The organism is Larkinella sp. VNQ87, assembly GCF_049445795.1.
In the GTDB taxonomy this organism is placed as follows: domain Bacteria; phylum Bacteroidota; class Bacteroidia; order Cytophagales; family Spirosomataceae; genus Larkinella.
Map to the genome: position 1 here is coordinate 269,568 of NZ_JBMSDT010000007.1, position 17,184 is coordinate 286,751.

15 protein-coding genes are annotated in these 17,184 nt (G+C 52.6%); 7 read left to right on the forward strand and 8 right to left on the reverse strand.

What is annotated here, in order from left to right:
• Positions 1–142 precede the first annotated feature (142 nt).
• Both ACO2Q8_RS14210 and ACO2Q8_RS14215 read left to right on the forward strand, forming a co-directional pair.
• Entirely contained in the window at positions 143–577 is a 435-nt protein-coding gene (locus tag ACO2Q8_RS14210; RefSeq protein WP_423345489.1) for a lysozyme inhibitor LprI family protein, read from the forward strand.
• Positions 578–588: 11 nt separating this feature from the next.
• The gene (locus ACO2Q8_RS14215) at positions 589–2,253 is read left to right on the forward strand and encodes an amino acid permease (protein ID WP_423345490.1); all 1,665 of its coding nucleotides are present in this window, start codon (positions 589–591) and stop codon (positions 2,251–2,253) included.
• 5 nt (positions 2,254–2,258) lie between these two features.
• Here ACO2Q8_RS14215 and ACO2Q8_RS14220 read toward each other — a convergent pair whose 3' ends face one another.
• The 6 genes from ACO2Q8_RS14220 to panC form a co-directional block, all read right to left on the reverse strand.
• Entirely contained in the window at positions 2,259–3,143 is an 885-nt protein-coding gene (locus ACO2Q8_RS14220; RefSeq protein WP_423345491.1) for a cation diffusion facilitator family transporter, read from the reverse strand.
• A 428-nt stretch (positions 3,144–3,571) separates the two neighbouring features.
• Positions 3,572–4,252, reverse strand: a complete 681-nt coding sequence (locus ACO2Q8_RS14225) for a zinc metallopeptidase (protein ID WP_423345492.1) — start codon at positions 4,250–4,252, stop codon at positions 3,572–3,574.
• Positions 4,253–4,406: 154 nt separating this feature from the next.
• Positions 4,407–4,892 (reverse strand): D-glycero-beta-D-manno-heptose 1-phosphate adenylyltransferase, encoded by a 486-nt coding sequence (gene rfaE2 / locus ACO2Q8_RS14230; protein ID WP_423345493.1) that lies wholly within the window; start codon positions 4,890–4,892, stop codon positions 4,407–4,409.
• A 190-nt stretch (positions 4,893–5,082) separates the two neighbouring features.
• Positions 5,083–6,093: a lysylphosphatidylglycerol synthase transmembrane domain-containing protein gene (locus tag ACO2Q8_RS14235; RefSeq protein WP_423345494.1), complete on the reverse strand. Its 1,011-nt coding sequence runs from the start codon at positions 6,091–6,093 to the stop codon at positions 5,083–5,085.
• A gap of 166 nt (positions 6,094–6,259) precedes the next feature.
• Positions 6,260–6,607, reverse strand: coding sequence for an aspartate 1-decarboxylase (gene panD / locus ACO2Q8_RS14240; protein ID WP_423345495.1), 348 nt, complete (start codon positions 6,605–6,607; stop codon positions 6,260–6,262).
• Between the two features lie 114 nt (positions 6,608–6,721).
• Positions 6,722–7,564 carry a pantoate--beta-alanine ligase gene (gene panC, locus ACO2Q8_RS14245; protein WP_423345496.1) on the reverse strand — a complete coding sequence of 281 codons (843 nt, stop codon included), beginning with the start codon at positions 7,562–7,564 and terminating at the stop codon, positions 6,722–6,724.
• 198 nt (positions 7,565–7,762) lie between these two features.
• On the opposite strand from panC, the gene ACO2Q8_RS14250 reads away from it, so the two are divergent.
• The 3 genes from ACO2Q8_RS14250 (at position 7,763) to glmS (ending at position 11,998) form a co-directional block, all read left to right on the forward strand.
• On the forward strand, positions 7,763–8,572 hold the full coding sequence (locus ACO2Q8_RS14250) for a glycogen/starch synthase (protein ID WP_423345497.1): 810 nt from the start codon (positions 7,763–7,765) through the stop codon (positions 8,570–8,572).
• Positions 8,502–9,947, forward strand: a complete 1,446-nt coding sequence (locus ACO2Q8_RS14255; RefSeq protein ID WP_423345498.1) for a DUF4270 family protein — start codon at positions 8,502–8,504, stop codon at positions 9,945–9,947. Before ACO2Q8_RS14250 ends, ACO2Q8_RS14255 begins: the two co-directional genes overlap by 71 nt.
• A gap of 206 nt (positions 9,948–10,153) precedes the next feature.
• Positions 10,154–11,998, forward strand: coding sequence for a glutamine--fructose-6-phosphate transaminase (isomerizing) (gene glmS, locus ACO2Q8_RS14260; protein WP_423345499.1), 1,845 nt, complete (start codon positions 10,154–10,156; stop codon positions 11,996–11,998).
• Between the two features lie 79 nt (positions 11,999–12,077).
• On the opposite strand, the gene ACO2Q8_RS14265 is transcribed toward glmS, so the two are convergent.
• Positions 12,078–13,181: a chorismate mutase gene (locus tag ACO2Q8_RS14265; RefSeq protein WP_423345500.1), complete on the reverse strand. Its 1,104-nt coding sequence runs from the start codon at positions 13,179–13,181 to the stop codon at positions 12,078–12,080.
• 244 nt (positions 13,182–13,425) lie between these two features.
• Here ACO2Q8_RS14265 and ACO2Q8_RS14270 point away from each other — a divergent pair, with 244 nt between their 5' ends.
• Together ACO2Q8_RS14270 and ACO2Q8_RS14275 are read left to right on the forward strand one after the other, a co-directional pair.
• Complete coding sequence (locus ACO2Q8_RS14270; protein WP_423345501.1) at positions 13,426–14,637, forward strand: proline dehydrogenase family protein; 1,212 nt, start codon at positions 13,426–13,428, stop codon at positions 14,635–14,637.
• Positions 14,638–14,729: 92 nt separating this feature from the next.
• Positions 14,730–15,500, forward strand: a complete 771-nt coding sequence (locus ACO2Q8_RS14275) for a lipoprotein signal peptidase (protein ID WP_423345502.1) — start codon at positions 14,730–14,732, stop codon at positions 15,498–15,500.
• 63 nt (positions 15,501–15,563) lie between these two features.
• On the opposite strand, the gene ACO2Q8_RS14280 is transcribed toward ACO2Q8_RS14275, so the two are convergent.
• On the reverse strand, positions 15,564–17,183 hold the full coding sequence (locus tag ACO2Q8_RS14280; RefSeq protein ID WP_423345503.1) for a hypothetical protein: 1,620 nt from the start codon (positions 17,181–17,183) through the stop codon (positions 15,564–15,566).
• Position 17,184 lies beyond the last annotated feature (1 nt).

The window sequence follows — 17,184 nt, forward strand, 5'->3', positions numbered from 1 at the left end:
GAATTATACGAACAACGCTGAACACCCGCTGAACCAATCCCCTGGCCTTCTAGTAACGGTGTTTTCGGAAAACCGCTTTTAAAACCAAAAACAATTTTTATTTTTAACCTTCTTTTTAAGCCTGTGAGTTGAAAATGCGACCATGAAAACAACGTTGCTGGGTACGGTGGTGGGTGTCCTGATGGTCGTCGGTGCGTGGGCACAGCAACCAGGCGTGCCGAATCCGGCCCAGCGGTCAACCGATCATCCGCCCGAAGTCGTCACCAACTGCGACAATGCACAAACGCAGACCGAGCTGAATCTGTGCGCCCAGATGCGGTTTCAGAAAGCCGATCAGGAACTGAATGCGGTCTATAAACAACTGCTGAGCCTGTTGCCCAAAGACGATAAAGCGATGGTGGTGGAGGCTCAGCGACAATGGCTGTCGTACCGCGACGCCCACTGCCGGATATATGAGAAAATGTATGCGGGTGGTTCCATGCTGAGTATGGTGCTGGCCAACTGCAAGGAAACCACGACCCAGAGCCGAATTACCGAATTGAAAGAATTAATCGCCGAACGCAAACTAAGACAATAGACGCCAGCCGTATGAGTGACTCAGTATTCCGGAAAAAATCAGTCGTTAAAGCCGTAGCTGACCTGGACCAAAGCGAATCGTCGCACCTGCAAAAAATCCTGGGCGTCCGTGACCTGACCTCGTTTGGCATTGCCGCCATCATCGGCGCCGGAATTTTCAGCACCATCGGGCGCGCCAGCGTCAACGGCGGGCCAGCGGTTTCGCTGCTGTTTGTCTTTACGGCCATTGCGTGCGTCTTTACGGCCCTCAGTTACGCCCAGTTTGCTTCCACGGTGCCGGTCAGCGGCAGCGCCTATACGTACGCCTACGTGTCGTTTGGCGAGTTGTTTGCCTGGATCATCGGCTGGGCGCTGATTCTGGAATACGCCGTTAGCAACATGGTGGTAGCTATTTCATGGTCGGAATATTTCACCTCGATGCTCGAAGGCTTTGGCATCCAGTTTCCGGCCTATTGGGGTACTGACTACGGATCGGCGGCCCGGGCCTACGCCGAGGTGCAGGCCAGCGCGTCGCCCGCCAGCCTGTCGGCCAATACCCGCGAACTGGCCCAGGCATTTCAGGATGCGCCCATGCTTGGCGGTTTGCGGCTCATTGCGGATTTGCCCGCCGGGGTGATCACGGTTTTGATTACGGCCCTGGTGTACGTCGGGATCAAGGAATCGCGGACGGCCAGCAATATTCTGGTCGTGCTGAAACTGGCCGTCATCGGACTGGTCATTGCGGCCGGAGCTTTTTACGTCAAACCCGAAAACTGGTCACCGTTTGCTCCCAACGGCGTCAGTGGTGTTTTGAGCGGAGTGGCTTCGGTCTTTTTCGCCTTCATCGGTTTTGATTCCATTTCGACGACGGCCGAAGAATGCCGGAACCCGCAGCGGGATTTGCCCCGGGCCATGATTTACTGCTTGATCATCTGTACGGTTTTGTACGTCCTGATCACGCTGGTGCTGACCGGGATGGTCAATTACAAAGAATTGGGCGTCGATGATCCGCTGGCGTATGTGTTCCAGAAAGTGAATCTGAATTTTGTCGCCGGGGTAATTTCGGTCAGTGCGGTTATCGCCATCACGAGTGCTCTGCTGGTCTATCAGTTAGGCCAACCCCGCATCTGGATGACCATGAGCCGCGATGGCTTGCTGTGGCCCCGTTTTTCCCAAATCCATCCGCGCTACCGGACTCCCTCCTTTGCCACGATCATTACCGGTGTGCTGGTGGCCGTGCCGTCGTTGTTGCTGGATATGCAGTTTTTCATCGACCTGACCAGCGTCGGAACATTCTTTGCCTTCATCCTGGTTTGCGGAGGCATTCTGTACCTCGACGCCAAAGACCTTTCCCGCCACTCGAAATTTAAAGTGCCCTATGTAAACGGGAAGTACCTGATCGGGCTGGCACTCATCGTCACGCTTGTTCTGGTCTTCCGGTCAGGCGGTTTTATCAGCAGTATCGAAGAAAAACCGTTGCTGGCCTTTTTCTGGCTGACCTGGACAGTATTATCGGTGCTGTCTTTTCGGTACAACTTCTCGCTCCTGCCGGTGTTGGGCATTCTGACCAATCTGTACTTGATGACCGAACTTGGTGTGAGCAACTGGGCGATTTTCGTCGTCTGGCTCGTAATCGGTCTGCTGATTTACTTCTCGTACGGCTACCGGAAAAGCAAACTGGCTCCGGGCAACTCCTGACGTTCTCAGGCGGGTTCAACATGAATTAACACATCGTAAATAGCTGGTTTTTGATCCATAATGGCCCGCTTGACAGCGTGAGCAATGTCGTGACCCTGGCGAACGGTCAAATCGCCCGGCACTTCGACGTGCAGATCGACAAAATACTCGAAACCAGCTTTCCGAATAACAAACTTCTCGACCCGTTTTACCTGCGGAACGGTTAGGGCAATGGCTTCAATTTCGGACCTCCAGTCCCCCGACGGCGACTCATCCATGATTTCCCCGAACGAAGGCCGGAAAATGTGGTAGGCATTGTAAACGATCACGCCCGACGCCAGCAGAGCCGCCCAGTCGTCGGCGCTTTCGTAACCCGGTCCACCAACCAGCGCGATGCTGATGCCCACAAAAGCCGTCAGCGACGTAATGGCATCGCTGCGGTGGTGCCAGGCATCGGCCTGAACCGCCCGGCTATCAGTTTCCTCCCCTACCCGGGCAATCCGCCGAAACAGCACCTCCTTGACAATGACCACGCCTGCCAGTACGATCAGGGTGAACGGGGCCGGAACCTCGTGGGGAACCAGAATATTCTGAATACTTTGAATGGCGATCAATATGGCGGCTCCGACCAGCGCCATCGACACCACAATGGCGGCCAGGGGCTCGGCTTTTCCGTGGCCGTACGGATGGTTCTGGTCGGGTTTCCGGGCTGCGACTCGCAGTCCTAACCAGACAAACACGGAGGTAACAATATCCGTCCCCGACTCCATGGCATCGGCAATCAAGGCGTAGGAGTTGCCTAGCCAGCCCGCAATGCCTTTGATTAACACTAAGGCAATGTTGACTACAATTCCGAGCAACGTAGTTTTCTGTCCTCGTTCAGCCTGATGCGGTTTTGGAGGTGCTTCCATTCGTTTATAAGTCCTTTGGAGAGCCACTCATATAGCCTGGCTCTCCCGTGGCTGTTTTTGCCTTTACAAGCCTACAGTTAACTTGTTGTAGAAAACCCTACTTTCGAAAGCATTCCTGAAGGCGGTTTTGCGCTCGAAGTAACAACGGTTTTGACTCTCTATTGTCAAAAATTACAGGGTTATCAAAAAATAATAACTTGTATGTACAAAAGAAGTTTTTTCTTCCTAATATTGTACCACTGGATGTGAATACAATCTGATCAGTATGGCCTGTTGAGTAACTCATTATCTCACAACGAAAATCTTTACATCTCGCAATAATTCAGAAAGCCTACGGGGGCTCCCTGTGGGCTTTTTTGCTACCTGGAAGAAAACAAAAAGGTACCACGACTTACAATCGTGGTACCTCCGATTTCGGCAAGGCTCCGTTAGTCGCTCCTACGGCCCCCCATCAGCAGGCTGGCGTAGTACAGCAGCGTAGCTAGTGAACCCAGTGCGGCTACCACGTACGTCATGGCGGCCCACCATAAGGCGTCTTTCGCATAGCCGTATTCCCGCTGATTAACGATGTTGCGGTTTTGTACCCAGGCCAAAGCCCGGCGGCTGGCATCGAACTCAACCGGCAGTGTAACAAAGCTAAACAGCGTCGTGACGGCGAACAGCGCCACCCCAATGGCCAGCGGAATGATGGTCGTGTTGATCAGCAGAATACCGATCAGAATAATCCATTGCAGGTAGCTTGACGAAATTGTCAGGAACGGCACCATCGCCGACCGGAATTTCAGCGGACCGTACGCCGTCGCGTGTTGCACGGCGTGTCCGCATTCGTGGGCCGCAACGGCAGCCGCAGCCACACTTCGACCGTAATAGACATCGGCGCTGAGGTTGACGGTTTTGTCCTGCGGGTTATAATGGTCCGTCAGCATTCCTTCTACCGACAGGACACGAACGTCATAAATGTTGTTTTCGTGGAGCATCCGCTCGGCAATTTCCTTGCCACTCAGGCCATTGCTCAGCCCGATTTGGGAGTACTCGTTGAATTTACTTCTCAGACGCCAGCTAACGCCAGCACTCAGAAGAGCAAAGAGGATGAAAATAATCCAGATCATTGGCATAATTCAATAAACCGGTTGTACCGGTCCCATTAAGGTTCGAGGTTAAACGGGAGTTTAAATCCCGCTGCTAGATAAACAAATATCGAGAAAAAAACAGTTCATTGTTCATCCCAATCCGCAACCGCTGATCCCGGTTTTAAGCGGTCTGTCACGCGGGGTAAGCCGCCCGGATTTTCTCAATGAGGGCTGTGGTGGAATAACCCGCCACGAGCGGAATGGTTTGAACCCGCCCCCCGTTTTCCAGCACAAAACTGGCCCCGACAATATTTTCCACGGCATAATCGTCACCTTTAACCAGCACATCCGGTTTTACGGCCTGGATCAGTTCGAGGGGCGTCGGCTCATCGAAAAGGGTTACGGCATCGACAAACGCCAGCGACGCCATCAGCCGTGCGCGGGCGTATTCGTTGACCACCGGCCGCAACGGCCCCTTGATGCAACTCACCGAAGCGTCGGTATTCAGGCCCAGGATCAGTTTATCACCGGTCTGCCGGGCTTTCTCGAGGTAATCGACGTGGCCCAGGTGCAGGATGTCGAAACAGCCGTTCGTAAAAACAATACGCTGGCCTTCGGTATGCCACCGCTCTGCCTGTTCGACAGCCTGTTGCCGGGTCAGTATTTTGGATTCAGTCATAAGTGATTCTGGATGCTGGATGGTTTGATGCTGGATGTCAGATACTGGATGGGCTGAATACTGGATAATTTGAATACTAGATATTGAATGCCCTTATTTAAATTACAGATTATCAATAATCTTACTCCCTGCCAATATTGTTCAGTATCCCGTATCCAGACTATCCAGTATCTGACATCCAGCATCCAGACTATCCAGCCTGTGGTTGTGGGCTTCGACCTTTCAGCATCACGATTAGAAAACTCAGCGCCCCCAGCAACACCACGTAAAACCATTGTGAAAAAAGCATCAATGTGGCAAGCGTGGCTCCGTCCTGATTGCTCAGGCCGTACAGCGCCAAAGCCGCCCCCACCAGAATGTTGAAGGCCCCGGCTCCGCCCTGAACGGGTGCGGCCATTCCCAGCGATCCCATGATCAGGATGGTCAGGCCGGCGCGCCAGCCGAGGTCGGCGGTTTGCGGCATGGCGAAGAACAGAACGTACGACATGAAATAATACAATGTCCAGATCAACACTGTATGAAAGATAAAACCGCCCGGATGCTTCAGTTTCCGAATGCTCAACAGGCCCTCGATTAGCCCGGTTACAAATTTCTCGACGCGAAGATAAAACGGTTTCTGACGCAACACTTCTTTGTAGCGGTTGTAGAAAAACCACATCATCACCCCCAAACCGAGCAGACAACCTACTGCCAACACCAGCAACCAGGAATTACTGCCGGTACTGCTTCTGCTAGCCTTCGAAGCAAAGAAATCCGTCAGGAAGGCGCTGAGCCGGTTGAATTCGATTAGAAACGTTGCGCCGGTTAACACCAGCAGCATCAACACATCGAAAATCCGCTCGGCCACCACCGTTCCGAAGCTCACGTTGACCGGGACACCTTCCAGCCGGTTCAGTGTCCCGCAGCGGGTTACTTCGCCCATGCGCGGCACCACCAGGTTGGCAAAATAACCGGTCAGTACGCCCAGCGTCGTGTTAGCGGGCGCAGGTCGGTACCCCAAAACCGGTTCCATCAGCAAGCCCCAGCGGTACGCCCGGCTCCAGTGGGCAACGATCGTCAGCAGGCCCGAAACCACAATCCAGCGGTAATCCGCTTTGCCAAACGCTTCAAACATGGCTACCCGGTCGATGTCCTTGAAAACGTACCAGAGCAGCGCGGCCGCAATGCCGAGCGAAAGGCTGTATTTAAGAATGTTTTTCACGCTTGTGGAAGGATTAGATGTTGGTGGGGTGATGGCGGGATGGTTTGATGCTGGATTGTTTCGATACTAGATACTGGATGCTGGATACTGGATGCTTGAACGACTTGACGAAACCATTTAATCATCCACCATCCAGTATCCAGCATCTAGTATCAGGCATCCAGCCTCACACCAACCGGTTGTTACCGTCGGGGAACACCACCAGCGGTTTGTAAGTTTTGGCTTCCTCGGTGGTCATCATCCCGTACGAAATGATGATGATAATGTCGCCGACCTGCGCGCGCCGGGCCGCGGCTCCATTCAAGCAAATGATGCCCGAACCGCGCTCACCCTTAATGACATACGTAATCAGGCGTTCGCCGTTGTTGTTATTGACAATGTGAACCTGCTCGTTTTCAAGCAATCCGGCCGCGTCCATCAGGTCTTCGTCGATGGTGATGCTGCCGACGTAATTCAGTTCGGCCTGCGTCACCCGGACCCGGTGGATTTTGGATTTCATTACGGTAATAAACATAGCTGTATCGACTACCCGGTTCAAACGGACGGGCAAAAGTAATGAAAAACCGTCCATCCGTCGCAGTCAACGCAAAAACAGGGCCGGAAAAGAGTTAGTTCAGTCAATTGGTTGTCAGACAATCAGGTTATCGATCAGCCGGGTCTGGCCCAAATACGCGGCAATGCACAGCGCCGTCGCCCCCGGTGCCTGAAGCTGTTCGACCGGTTGCAGCGTCTCGGCGTTAGTCACCTCAAAGTACTCCAGCCGAAACGCCGAATAAGCCTGCAAATAGTCGTTTACGGCGATTTTGGCCGCTTCAATCGGGCCCTCCTCCTGCAAAACCGCCCGGGCCTTGTTCAGGGCCTGGTGCAAGGCTGGCGCAACCTGTCGCTCGGCGGGCGACAGATTCCGGTTGCGCGACGACATCGCCAGCCCGTCGGTTTCCCGGACAATCGGCATCCGGACCAGTTCGAGCGGAAAGCCCAGATCCCGGATTAATCGCCGGACAACCGCCACTTGCTGCAGGTCTTTCTGGCCGAAATAGGCCCGGTCGGGCTGCACAATGTTAAATAGTTTCGACACCACAATGCCGACGCCGTTGAAGTGCCCCGGCCGGAAAGCGCCTTCCAGCACAGTTTCCAGTTCGCCGAAATCCAGCCGTAAAACCGGGCTACCGGGGTACATTTCCTCGACGGATGGCGCAAACACCAGATCGCAGCCAACGGCTTCGAGGAGTTGGCAGTCGGCTTCGAGGGTATGCGGGTAACGGGCGAGGTCGTCGGGGTTGTTGAACTGCGTAGGATTGACAAAAATGCTGCAAACCGTCAGGTCGTTCCGGGCTTTGCTGGCCTCGACGAGGGCCAGGTGACCCGCGTGCAGCGCGCCCATCGTTGGTACAAAGCCAATCGACACGCCAGCCTTGCGCTGAGGATCAAGGGCTTGCCGGAGGCCGGTAATCGTTTCGTAAAGTTGCATAGTAAATAGACCCCCAAAGCACTACCGGTCTGACAAACCGGTGGAAAGCAGTTTAGGGCGGTTTTAGCTTCGGAATGACAAAACAGGAGTTTTTCTGCCGGAATTCTATTGAAATACCAAAAAAAATTGTATAATTTTGCAGATTTTTAATTGTGTCCGCTCCGGCGGTGTATTTCACTAAAGCCCCCCAATCGTGTTATGAGCAAACTTCGGATTCTCTACGTTGCCAGTGAAATCAACCCGTTTCTTCAGACCTCAGCAGTAGCCGATTTCGTCCGGAAACTCCCTCAGGCTATGCAGGAACGCGGGATGGAAATTCGCATTCTGGTACCACGTTTCGGGCTGATCAATGAGCGGAAAAACCGGCTCCATGAGGTAGTTCGCCTGTCGGGTATCAATATTACGGTGGGCGACGAAGAGAAGCCGCTGATCATCAAGGTGGCCTCGATTCCCAATGCGAAACTTCAGGTCTATTTTATCGACAATGAAGACTATTTTCAGCGTAAGCACGTTTTTCTGGACAAGGACGACCGGTTTTACGAAGACAATGACGAGCGGACGATTTTCTTCTGCAAAGGCGTTCTGGAAACGGTGAAGAAGCTGGGCTGGTCGCCCGATATCGTGCATTGCAACGACTGGATGACGGCACTGATTCCGCTGTATTTGAAAACGACCTACAAAAACGATCCGATGTTCAAGGATACCAAATCGGTATTCTCGGTCTATAACAGTTCCTTTTCGTACCGCTTCGACGATGGCCTGGTTGAAAAAGCCAAAGCAATGGACGTGGATGACGACATGCTAAAGTACCTGAAATCGGCTGATTTTGACGGTTTTATCCGGATGGGTTGCACCTATGCCGACGTGGTTGTGAAAGCGGATGAGGATTACAGCGAAAGTTTAAATACGATTTTGAATGATTTGTCCGACAAAAAAGTTGAACTCACCGAAGAAGGCCAGGAAGTTGCTGATCGATACTACACGCTTTACACCGAACTGGCTGGCTAGGCGGCCGGTCAATCCGGTTCGGCTCTCGCTGCTGGCGGGCATGGTTTCGCTGGTTGCCGCCCTGGTCGCCTGCGAGGAACCCAAAGACATCGGGCTGCCCCCCAACACGGAAATCGGCGTGTTGTACACGGATACGCTGACCATCCGGACGTCGACCATTCAACTTGATTCGGTCCTGAACGACCGGAATGTGCGGTTGTTGGTCGGTCAGTACAACGACCCGGTTTTTGGCAAGGTATCGGCCAGGGCGTTCGGGCAACTGGCGATCCGCAGCAATACGGGTAGTTTTAAAACCGAGGGCGAAATGGTGTATGATTCGGTAAGAGCCTTGCTACCGTACACCTACATTTACGGCGATACGACCAGCGTACAAACCATTTCGATCCACCAGTTAACAGAAGATCTGGACTCGACCAAACGGTATGTAGCCTCTTCCTCAGCGGCTTACGCAACCCAGCCGCTTGCAACGTTACAATTGACACCGACGGCAGCTAATGATGCCAAATACGTCCGTCTGCCCGACGCTCTGGGCCGGGAATTTCTGAACCGGTCGAAGGGAAGCGGCATTACGCAGGCGGATTTCACGACCTACTTCAAGGGGATCGCCGTAATTCCGGCGGCAACCAACACCACGGTTTTCGGTTTCTCCAATAACATTTATTTCGAGCTGTATTACCACAGTTCGACCGATACGACCAAACGGTATCGGCAGGACTTCTCCACAACGACGGGCCGGGCATCGTTCAGCCAGATTCGGGTAGATCGGTCCGGAACCAAACTGGCCGGGTTGAGTGTCGGCCGCCCGTTGTCGGCTTCGGCAACCGGGGGTGAACTGTTCGTTCAGAGCGCTTCGGGTGTCACCCCCAAGCTGGAATTTCCAACGTTGCTGAACTTGCGGAAAGAAACGGGACGAATTGCCATTAACCGCGCAGAACTGAGTTTTTCCGTCACTGGAAATAGTCCTGGCGGTCCCATTCCGCCCTATATGACGCTGGCTCAGGTGGATGAGAACAACCGGGTTTTGTATACCTCTGAGGGGAGCGCAGGCAACCGCCTGTTCCACATGGTGCAACGGAAAGAAGGTACGTTCCAGACCACCGGTAAATGGTATTATCCGCAGGTGGCAGGCTACAATTCCCGCCTGAAGACGTATACCTTCGATGTTACAACCTACCTTCAGGCGATTCTGGTTGGCTTTACGCCTAACAACGGCCTGGTGCTGTTTCCCCCCTCAACCAGTGAGTTGGTAACCCAATCCACTACCAGCCCGGCGTCTTATGTAGTACAGCCCTACATTTTCAATCAGTTAAACGGTGCAGTGCTGGGCGGAGAAAAACCGGTCAAGCTAGTGGTGTTCTACACCTACACGCCGTAGTATTTTTTGTCTTTACAGGAAGCCGGTTCGAACACGAACCGGCTTTTTTGTTTCTGTACTTTTCAACTAAAAATCGTCTTTTTATGCGGTTTTATTGGTATCTTAACGGGAAAGAACCGGTGTTTTGCCAGTATTTTAAGAATAGTCAGGCACTTTCTTAACTTTTTTAAAAACCGGATTAGCAACACCATTTAAATTTCAAAACTATGTGCGGAATTGTCGCTTATGTAGGCCATCGTGAGGCCACGCCCCTGATTTTAAAAGGACTAAAACGACTTGAGTACCGGGGGTATGATAGCGCCGGGCTGGCTTTGCTCAATGAGGAAGATGCTGAACTGAGAGTCTTCAAGAAAAAAGGGAAAGTGGCCGATCTGGAACACGAACTGGCCGGAAAAAAGGTGGCTGCCACTATCGGCATCGGTCACACCCGCTGGGCTACGCACGGGGCTCCGAACGACGTCAACGCCCACCCGCACTACTCGCACGACCGGAAGCTGGCGATCATTCACAACGGCATTATTGAAAACTACGCTTCGATCAAGCAAAATCTGGTCCGCAAAGGCCACGTTTTTCGCTCCGAGACCGACTCGGAGGTGTTGATTCAATTCATCGAAGACATCCGGAATGAAACCGGATCGTCGCTGGAAGAAGCCGTCCGGCTGGCGTTACAGGAAGTGGTAGGTGCCTACGCCATCGTAATTATTTCCCAGGATGACCCAACGCAACTGATTGCCGCCCGCAAAGGCAGTCCGCTCGTCATTGGGGTCGGCGAAAACGAGTTCTTTTTTGCCTCTGACGCTACGCCCATCATCGAATACACGAAAGATGTGGTGTATCTGAACGACCACGAAATTGCCGTCGTCCGGAGCGGTGAACTTCGGCTGATCACGCTCGACAACACCCAGACTACGCCTTACATCCAGAAAGTAGAATTGGAACTCGAAGCCATCGAAAAAGGCGGTTTTGAGCACTTCATGCTGAAGGAAATCTTTGAACAGCCCCGCTCCATTGCCGACAGCATGCGGGGCCGTGTCCGGGCCGACGAAGGGCATTTGCAACTGGGCGGTTTGCGCGATTACCTCGATCAACTGGCCGCTTCAAAACGAATTGTCATCGTGGGCTGCGGCACATCCTGGCACGCCGGGCTGGTGGCTGAATACATTTTCGAGGAACTCGCCCGAATTCCGGTCGAGGTAGAATACGCGTCGGAATTTCGGTATCGTAACCCGATCATCAAGGAACGCGACGTCGTGATTGCCATTTCGCAGTCCGGTGAAACCGCCGATACGCTGGCGGCCATTGAACTCGCCAAATCAAAAGGAGCTACGATTTTCGGGGTATGTAACGTCGTCGGTTCTTCCATTGCCCGTTCTACCCACGCGGGTGCTTACACCCACGCCGGTCCGGAAATCGGGGTCGCCAGTACCAAAGCCTTTACGGCACAGGTGACGGTGTTGACGCTGATGGCGCTCACGGCGGCACACCGGAAAGGAACAATAGCCGACACGCTTTTCCGTCAACTACTGGCCGAACTGGAGCACATCCCCACACTGGTCGATAAAGTGCTCCAGAACGCCGAAAAAGTGAAAGAAATCGCCTATATCTTCACCTACGCCAAGAACTTCATCTACCTGGGCCGGGGACTAAATTTTCCGGTCGCGCTGGAAGGGGCCCTGAAACTGAAAGAAATCTCGTACATCCACGCCGAAGGCTATCCGGCTGCCGAGATGAAACACGGCCCGATTGCCCTGATCGACGAAGATATGCCGGTGGTGGTGATTGCCACGAAAGACAGTTCGTACGAAAAAGTGGTGTCGAACATTCAGGAAGTGAAAGCCCGCAAAGGCCGGGTGATTGCCGTCGTAACCGAAGGCGATACGCAAATCCGGGAAATGGTCGATTTTGTGATCGAAATCCCGAAAGTCCACGACATGCTGATGCCGCTGATTTCGGTCATCCCGTTGCAACTTCTGTCCTACTACATTGCCGTCATGCGCGGCCGGAACGTCGATCAGCCGCGTAACCTGGCGAAGTCGGTAACCGTCGAGTAAACCAACTACCTTCCTCCCAAAAACGAAGCCCGGCAGGAATCTCCTGCCGGGCTGCTTTGTATTCAAAACGGACGAGTGCTTAGGCGCTCTGCTCGTTGCTGTTCATGACTTCGGTTTGCTTCCGGATCGACTCCATGTGGATGATCTTGAAGATTTCTTCCACCAGTTCCGGATACAGACCCATTTTCTGGCCCTGCTTGGCGCGGGTTTCGTGGACTTCCTTCCAGCGATCCGGCTGGAAAATGGTCACGTTGTTGTCGCGCTTGTATTCGGCCAGTTTTTCGACCAGCGTCATCCGGGCGGCCAGCATTTCCACCAGTTGCCGGTCGACGTTGTCGATTTTGTTCCGGATTTGCTCCAGGGCACTCTGAAATTCGAGGTTCTGCGATTCCACTTTCCGGATGTGCAGGTGCTCCAGCATCTCACCGAAAGCCGCCGGTGTCAACTGCTGAGCCGCGTCACTCCAGGCATTGTCCGGATCGATGTGCGATTCCACAATCAGACCGTCGTAGTTGAGGTCCATCTGCATCTGAGCCAGTTCCTGCAAATACGCCCGCTTCCCGGCCATATGGCTCGGGTCACCGATGATCGGCAGGTTCGGGAACGTCGATTTCAGTTCGATGGCCATTTGCCACAGCGGCACATTCCGGTATTTCGAAGCCTCCCCCGTAGAAAAGCCCCGGTGAATGGCGCCCAGTTTGGTAATTCCGGCTCCGGCAATTCGCTCAAACGCACCGATCCAAAGCGCCAGGTCCGGGTTGACCGGATTTTTGACCAAAACCGGTACATCCACCCCACGTAGGGCATCAGCGATTTCTTGTACATTAAAAGGATTGACTGTTGTCCGGGCTCCGACCCACAACACATCCACACCGTACTTCAACGCCAGTTCGATGTGCTCGGGAGTCGCCACTTCAACGGCAAACGGCAATCCGGTTTCTGCCTTGGCGCGCTGAATCCACGGCAAAGCCGCCTGACCCATGCCTTCAAAGCTTCCGGGACGCGTCCGGGGTTTCCAGACGCCAGCGCGGATGACATGAACTGCCCCCAGTTGCGCCAATTGGCGGGCGGTTTCTACGAGTTGCTCTTCAGTTTCGGCGCTGCACGGGCCCGAAATAATGAGCGGTTTTCCGTTCGTCTCTATCCAGCTATTCAGCGGCAGGACTTCTAAACTTGGCTTCATTCGCGTACTCTATTCGTTTGATTACTCCTATTACTCTACCGGGAACTTTTTATTAAAAATTTTTAGTATATTAGCTGTAGATACACTCATTTTCAACTAAATTTGCGTCCTTTTGCGCTGATAACAAAACCGGTTTACAACAAGTTTACTGGTCAGTGTTAGGAATCCCGAAAACAAGTTTTAACTTTCGGGTCACAAGTTGGTGCATCAGACAGTAATTATGTCAAACCGAGGTCCATCTTCTATGCCAACGATTGTTCAGCGGGCTACCACTACAAAGCCCGTCTCGTTTGAAGACACGTCGATTGCCTTCTCTTCCCAGTCTAATGGGAAACTTCGTAAAACGTACTGGTTATTTGCGTTGATGAACCGGGGTTGGCTGGTAAATTTAGGTACTTTTTTTATCAAACTGGCATTCAAGCTGCAACTTCCTGTAAAAAAACTCATTAAGCGTACTATTTTCGAGCAATTCTGCGGGGGCGAAACCATCCGGGATTGCGAGAAAACCATCCAGAGACTTCAGGCTGGTCGCGTCGGAACAATTTTGGATTATTCCGTTGAGGGGGAAGACAGCGAAGTCTCCTTTGATGAAACGGTTCTCGAAATTCTGCGCACCATCGAACGGGCAAGCGAATCGAACGATATTCCATTCTGCGTATTCAAAATTACCGGAATTGCATCGACGGAATTATTGGAAAAAGCACAGGCCGGCGACACGCTGACCGACGAAGAACAGGCGGCCTATGAACGTGTCCGCCAGCGGGTTGATACGCTCTGTCGGCGAGCCAGTGAACGTAACATCCGGATCTTTATCGATGCCGAAGAAAGCTGGATTCAGGATACGATTGATCAATTGGCTTACGAAATGATGGATCGGTACAATCATCAGCATTGTATCGTCTATAATACCTACCAGTTGTACCGCTCGGATAGCCTGGAAAACCTCAAAAAAAGCGTAGCCTGTGCCCGGTCGAAAGGCTATTACCTGGGTGCCAAGCTGGTTCGGGGCGCTTACATTGAAAAGGAACGCATTCGGGCGCACGAAGGGGAATACCTCGACCCGATTCATCATACTAAAGCAGAAACCGACCGCGACTTTAACGAAGCCATTGACTTTTGCCTGTCGAATCGGGATCTGGTATCCATTTGCCTCGGTACGCATAACGAATACAGTTGCCAGTATTGCATCCATCTGATGCAGGAGCATCGGATTGCGCCCAACGACCCGCACATCTGGTTTGCCCAGTTGCTGGGCATGAGCGATAATATTTCGTACAACCTGGCTCATGCGGGCTATAACGTTGCCAAATACGTCCCTTACGGGCCCGTTGAAGCTGTTATGCCCTACCTGTTCCGCCGGGCCGACGAAAACAAGGCGATTGCGGGCCAAACCAGCCGGGAGTTTCTGTTGGTGAAAAAAGAACTCCAGCGCCGGAAAGGCTGCCAGGTATCGTAATTTGATTATTTTTGGGAGTTCTATACTCTGACAATATTCTTCCGGCTGGCCGCTGAACAAGTCTGCCAGCCGGTTTTTTTATAGTCCTTATTATGGTTAAGAAAAGTCCGGTCAAGTTTTTCATATTGAGCCTGTTTCTCATCGCCCTCGATCAGGCGGTCAAGCTATTGGTGCATTTTAACATGGAACCCGGTTTTGCGGGTCAGATCCGGCTCCTTGGCGACTGGCTTAAGCTTCACTACGTGCTCAATCCAGGGATGGCGTTTGGGATGCAGTTGGGACACGAATACGGAAAGCTATTGCTGAGCCTGTTCCGGCTGGTGGCGATGGGCGGCATTGGCTGGTACCTGGTACACCTGGCCCACCGGGGAGCACCGAACGGTTTGCTGTGGGCGATGGCCATGATTCTGGCCGGCGCCGTTGGCAACGTCATCGACAGCACGTTCTACGGTGTTTTTCTGAACAATGCGCCGTATGGCTCTACAACGCCCTGGTTTCACGGTCAGGTGATCGATATGATATTTGTCGACGTTTGGGAAGGCTTTCTGCCCGATTGGGTCCCGATCTGGGGCGGTCAGTATTATTCGACGCCTATTTTCAACATTGCTGATTCCTGTATCTTCGTCGGCGTCTGTATCATCCTGTTTTTCCAGCGCCGGTTTTTCCGGGAACAGAATGAAGAAGAAGGCTTGCTGCCCGATGAAGGTCCGGACCCGGAGAATGCATCAGTGCTTCCGGCGGCCGAATTGGATGATGCTACTCCCACCGCTGAGTCCACTGAGAAAGGTCCTGACCCGGTTCCGACCGACGACCCGCAACGCCCCCGAACGAGTCCGGAAGACGAACGTACCCACGGACTTTAGTCCGTGTTTTTATTGCTGGCTATTTGATCATAAAAACACGGACTAAAGTCCGTGGGTACAGTACTACTGTCGGCTGCTGGTTTGGCCTTCTTCCATCGGGGCAAAGTCTTTGAACATCCGTTTCAGTGCCTTGTCATTGGCTTCAGTTTTGCTCTGCCAGGCCGCATCCAGTTCCAGCGCGACAAGGCCTGAGAGACTCATAGCCGCCCGAAAATCGTCCAGTTTCTTCACAAAATCCGGATTTCGGCGGGTGGCCTTTAAGGCAAACTCCCGGGCAAACACGTCGCCCTTATTTTGTAACTCGCTCTTTTTGCTCATGACGTAGTTAAACCGGTCGAGCAGGTCTTTCATCGACTTCCCAATTACCTCCGTAGCTTCGAGCGTGCCCATTGTCAATACGGCCGTGCCGCCAACCGCCGACACATAACGCATGTTAGTCTGGACTTTCGTATTCTGGTTATTGGCCACAATGGCCGGTGTGACGCCCGTTACAGCTCCCAAACCGGCATTGGCCACCGAGCGGTTTCGTTTGCCGGTTTTGGCTTTCCGGTAACTCTTCTTCAATTCCTCTTCTTTCTCGCCCAGTTGAGTCAACAGGTTCCAGGCCGTTACCAACGACTGACGATACTGGGCGTAGAGATAACGATCTTTTTCTTCTTCGTTGATTGCGTTGTAAACCGTAAAGTTGATTTTGCGCTCGGCCCGGTTCTGGGTTTTGTCGAGTGCATAAAACACAATCTGGAAGGATAACGAATCCAGTGGATCTTTCACAAAGTCATAGCTGGGCTTCCAGATAAATTCGTAGTTGTTATCGGTGTTTCTCCGCAATGATTCCTTCGGCACATCCTGGCTTTCCGACAGAAAGTCGAAGGTTTTGATATCATCATCGCCGTTGGGGTCACCCAGCGAAAACTTCAGGTTAATGGTGGTATTTTCCTTAATCCGAACCCGTGGATTTTCCGGAATCAGCGTAATCTCGGGCGGCAAATCCATCTGAGTAATCTCCACTTTCAGGCGTCCTTTTGTACGGGATTTAGCGGGTTGGTCTTCCACCCAAAACTCAATGTATTGGCCCTTGTTTTTTTTCAAATCGTTGAACTGGTTCAGGGAAAGATGCCAGGTTAGTTCGCCCTGAGCCGTCAATTTGGAATTTTCCGGCATCTGATCGGCGATCGGAATGAAAACAACCGGGTCATTGTCTTCATCCCGCACCGCCGACGCATCAATTTTGTAAACGTTCTGCGTTTTGCTGCGTACGTAGAAGGGCCTCAAATCGCTCACCACCGGGGGGCGGTTTACATGCTGAACCTTGAAATCGACGGATTGCGTAGCGGTTTCGCCCTGTTGGTTACGAATTTCAAAAATAACCGGAACCACTTTGGTCGTATTGATCCGATCGGCAATATCGAAGCCGGGCGTCCAACGGAAATGGCCGGTCGAATCCAGCGTCATGCCTTCCATCTGCCCTTGTTTAATGGAATAAGTCAGTGAGTCCGACCGGGAGCCTGCCGCCCGAATCATGACGTTAATGGTTTGTCCTTCCGACACCGAGTTCCAGTTCGCGTTTTGACGATCCGACTGATGAGGTAGGATTATTTGAAGAGGCTTTGCTTCCTGAGCAAAACTATTGAGTCCGGTTAAGAATATGAATATAGCAACTATACTCCCTATTTTTTGCAACATG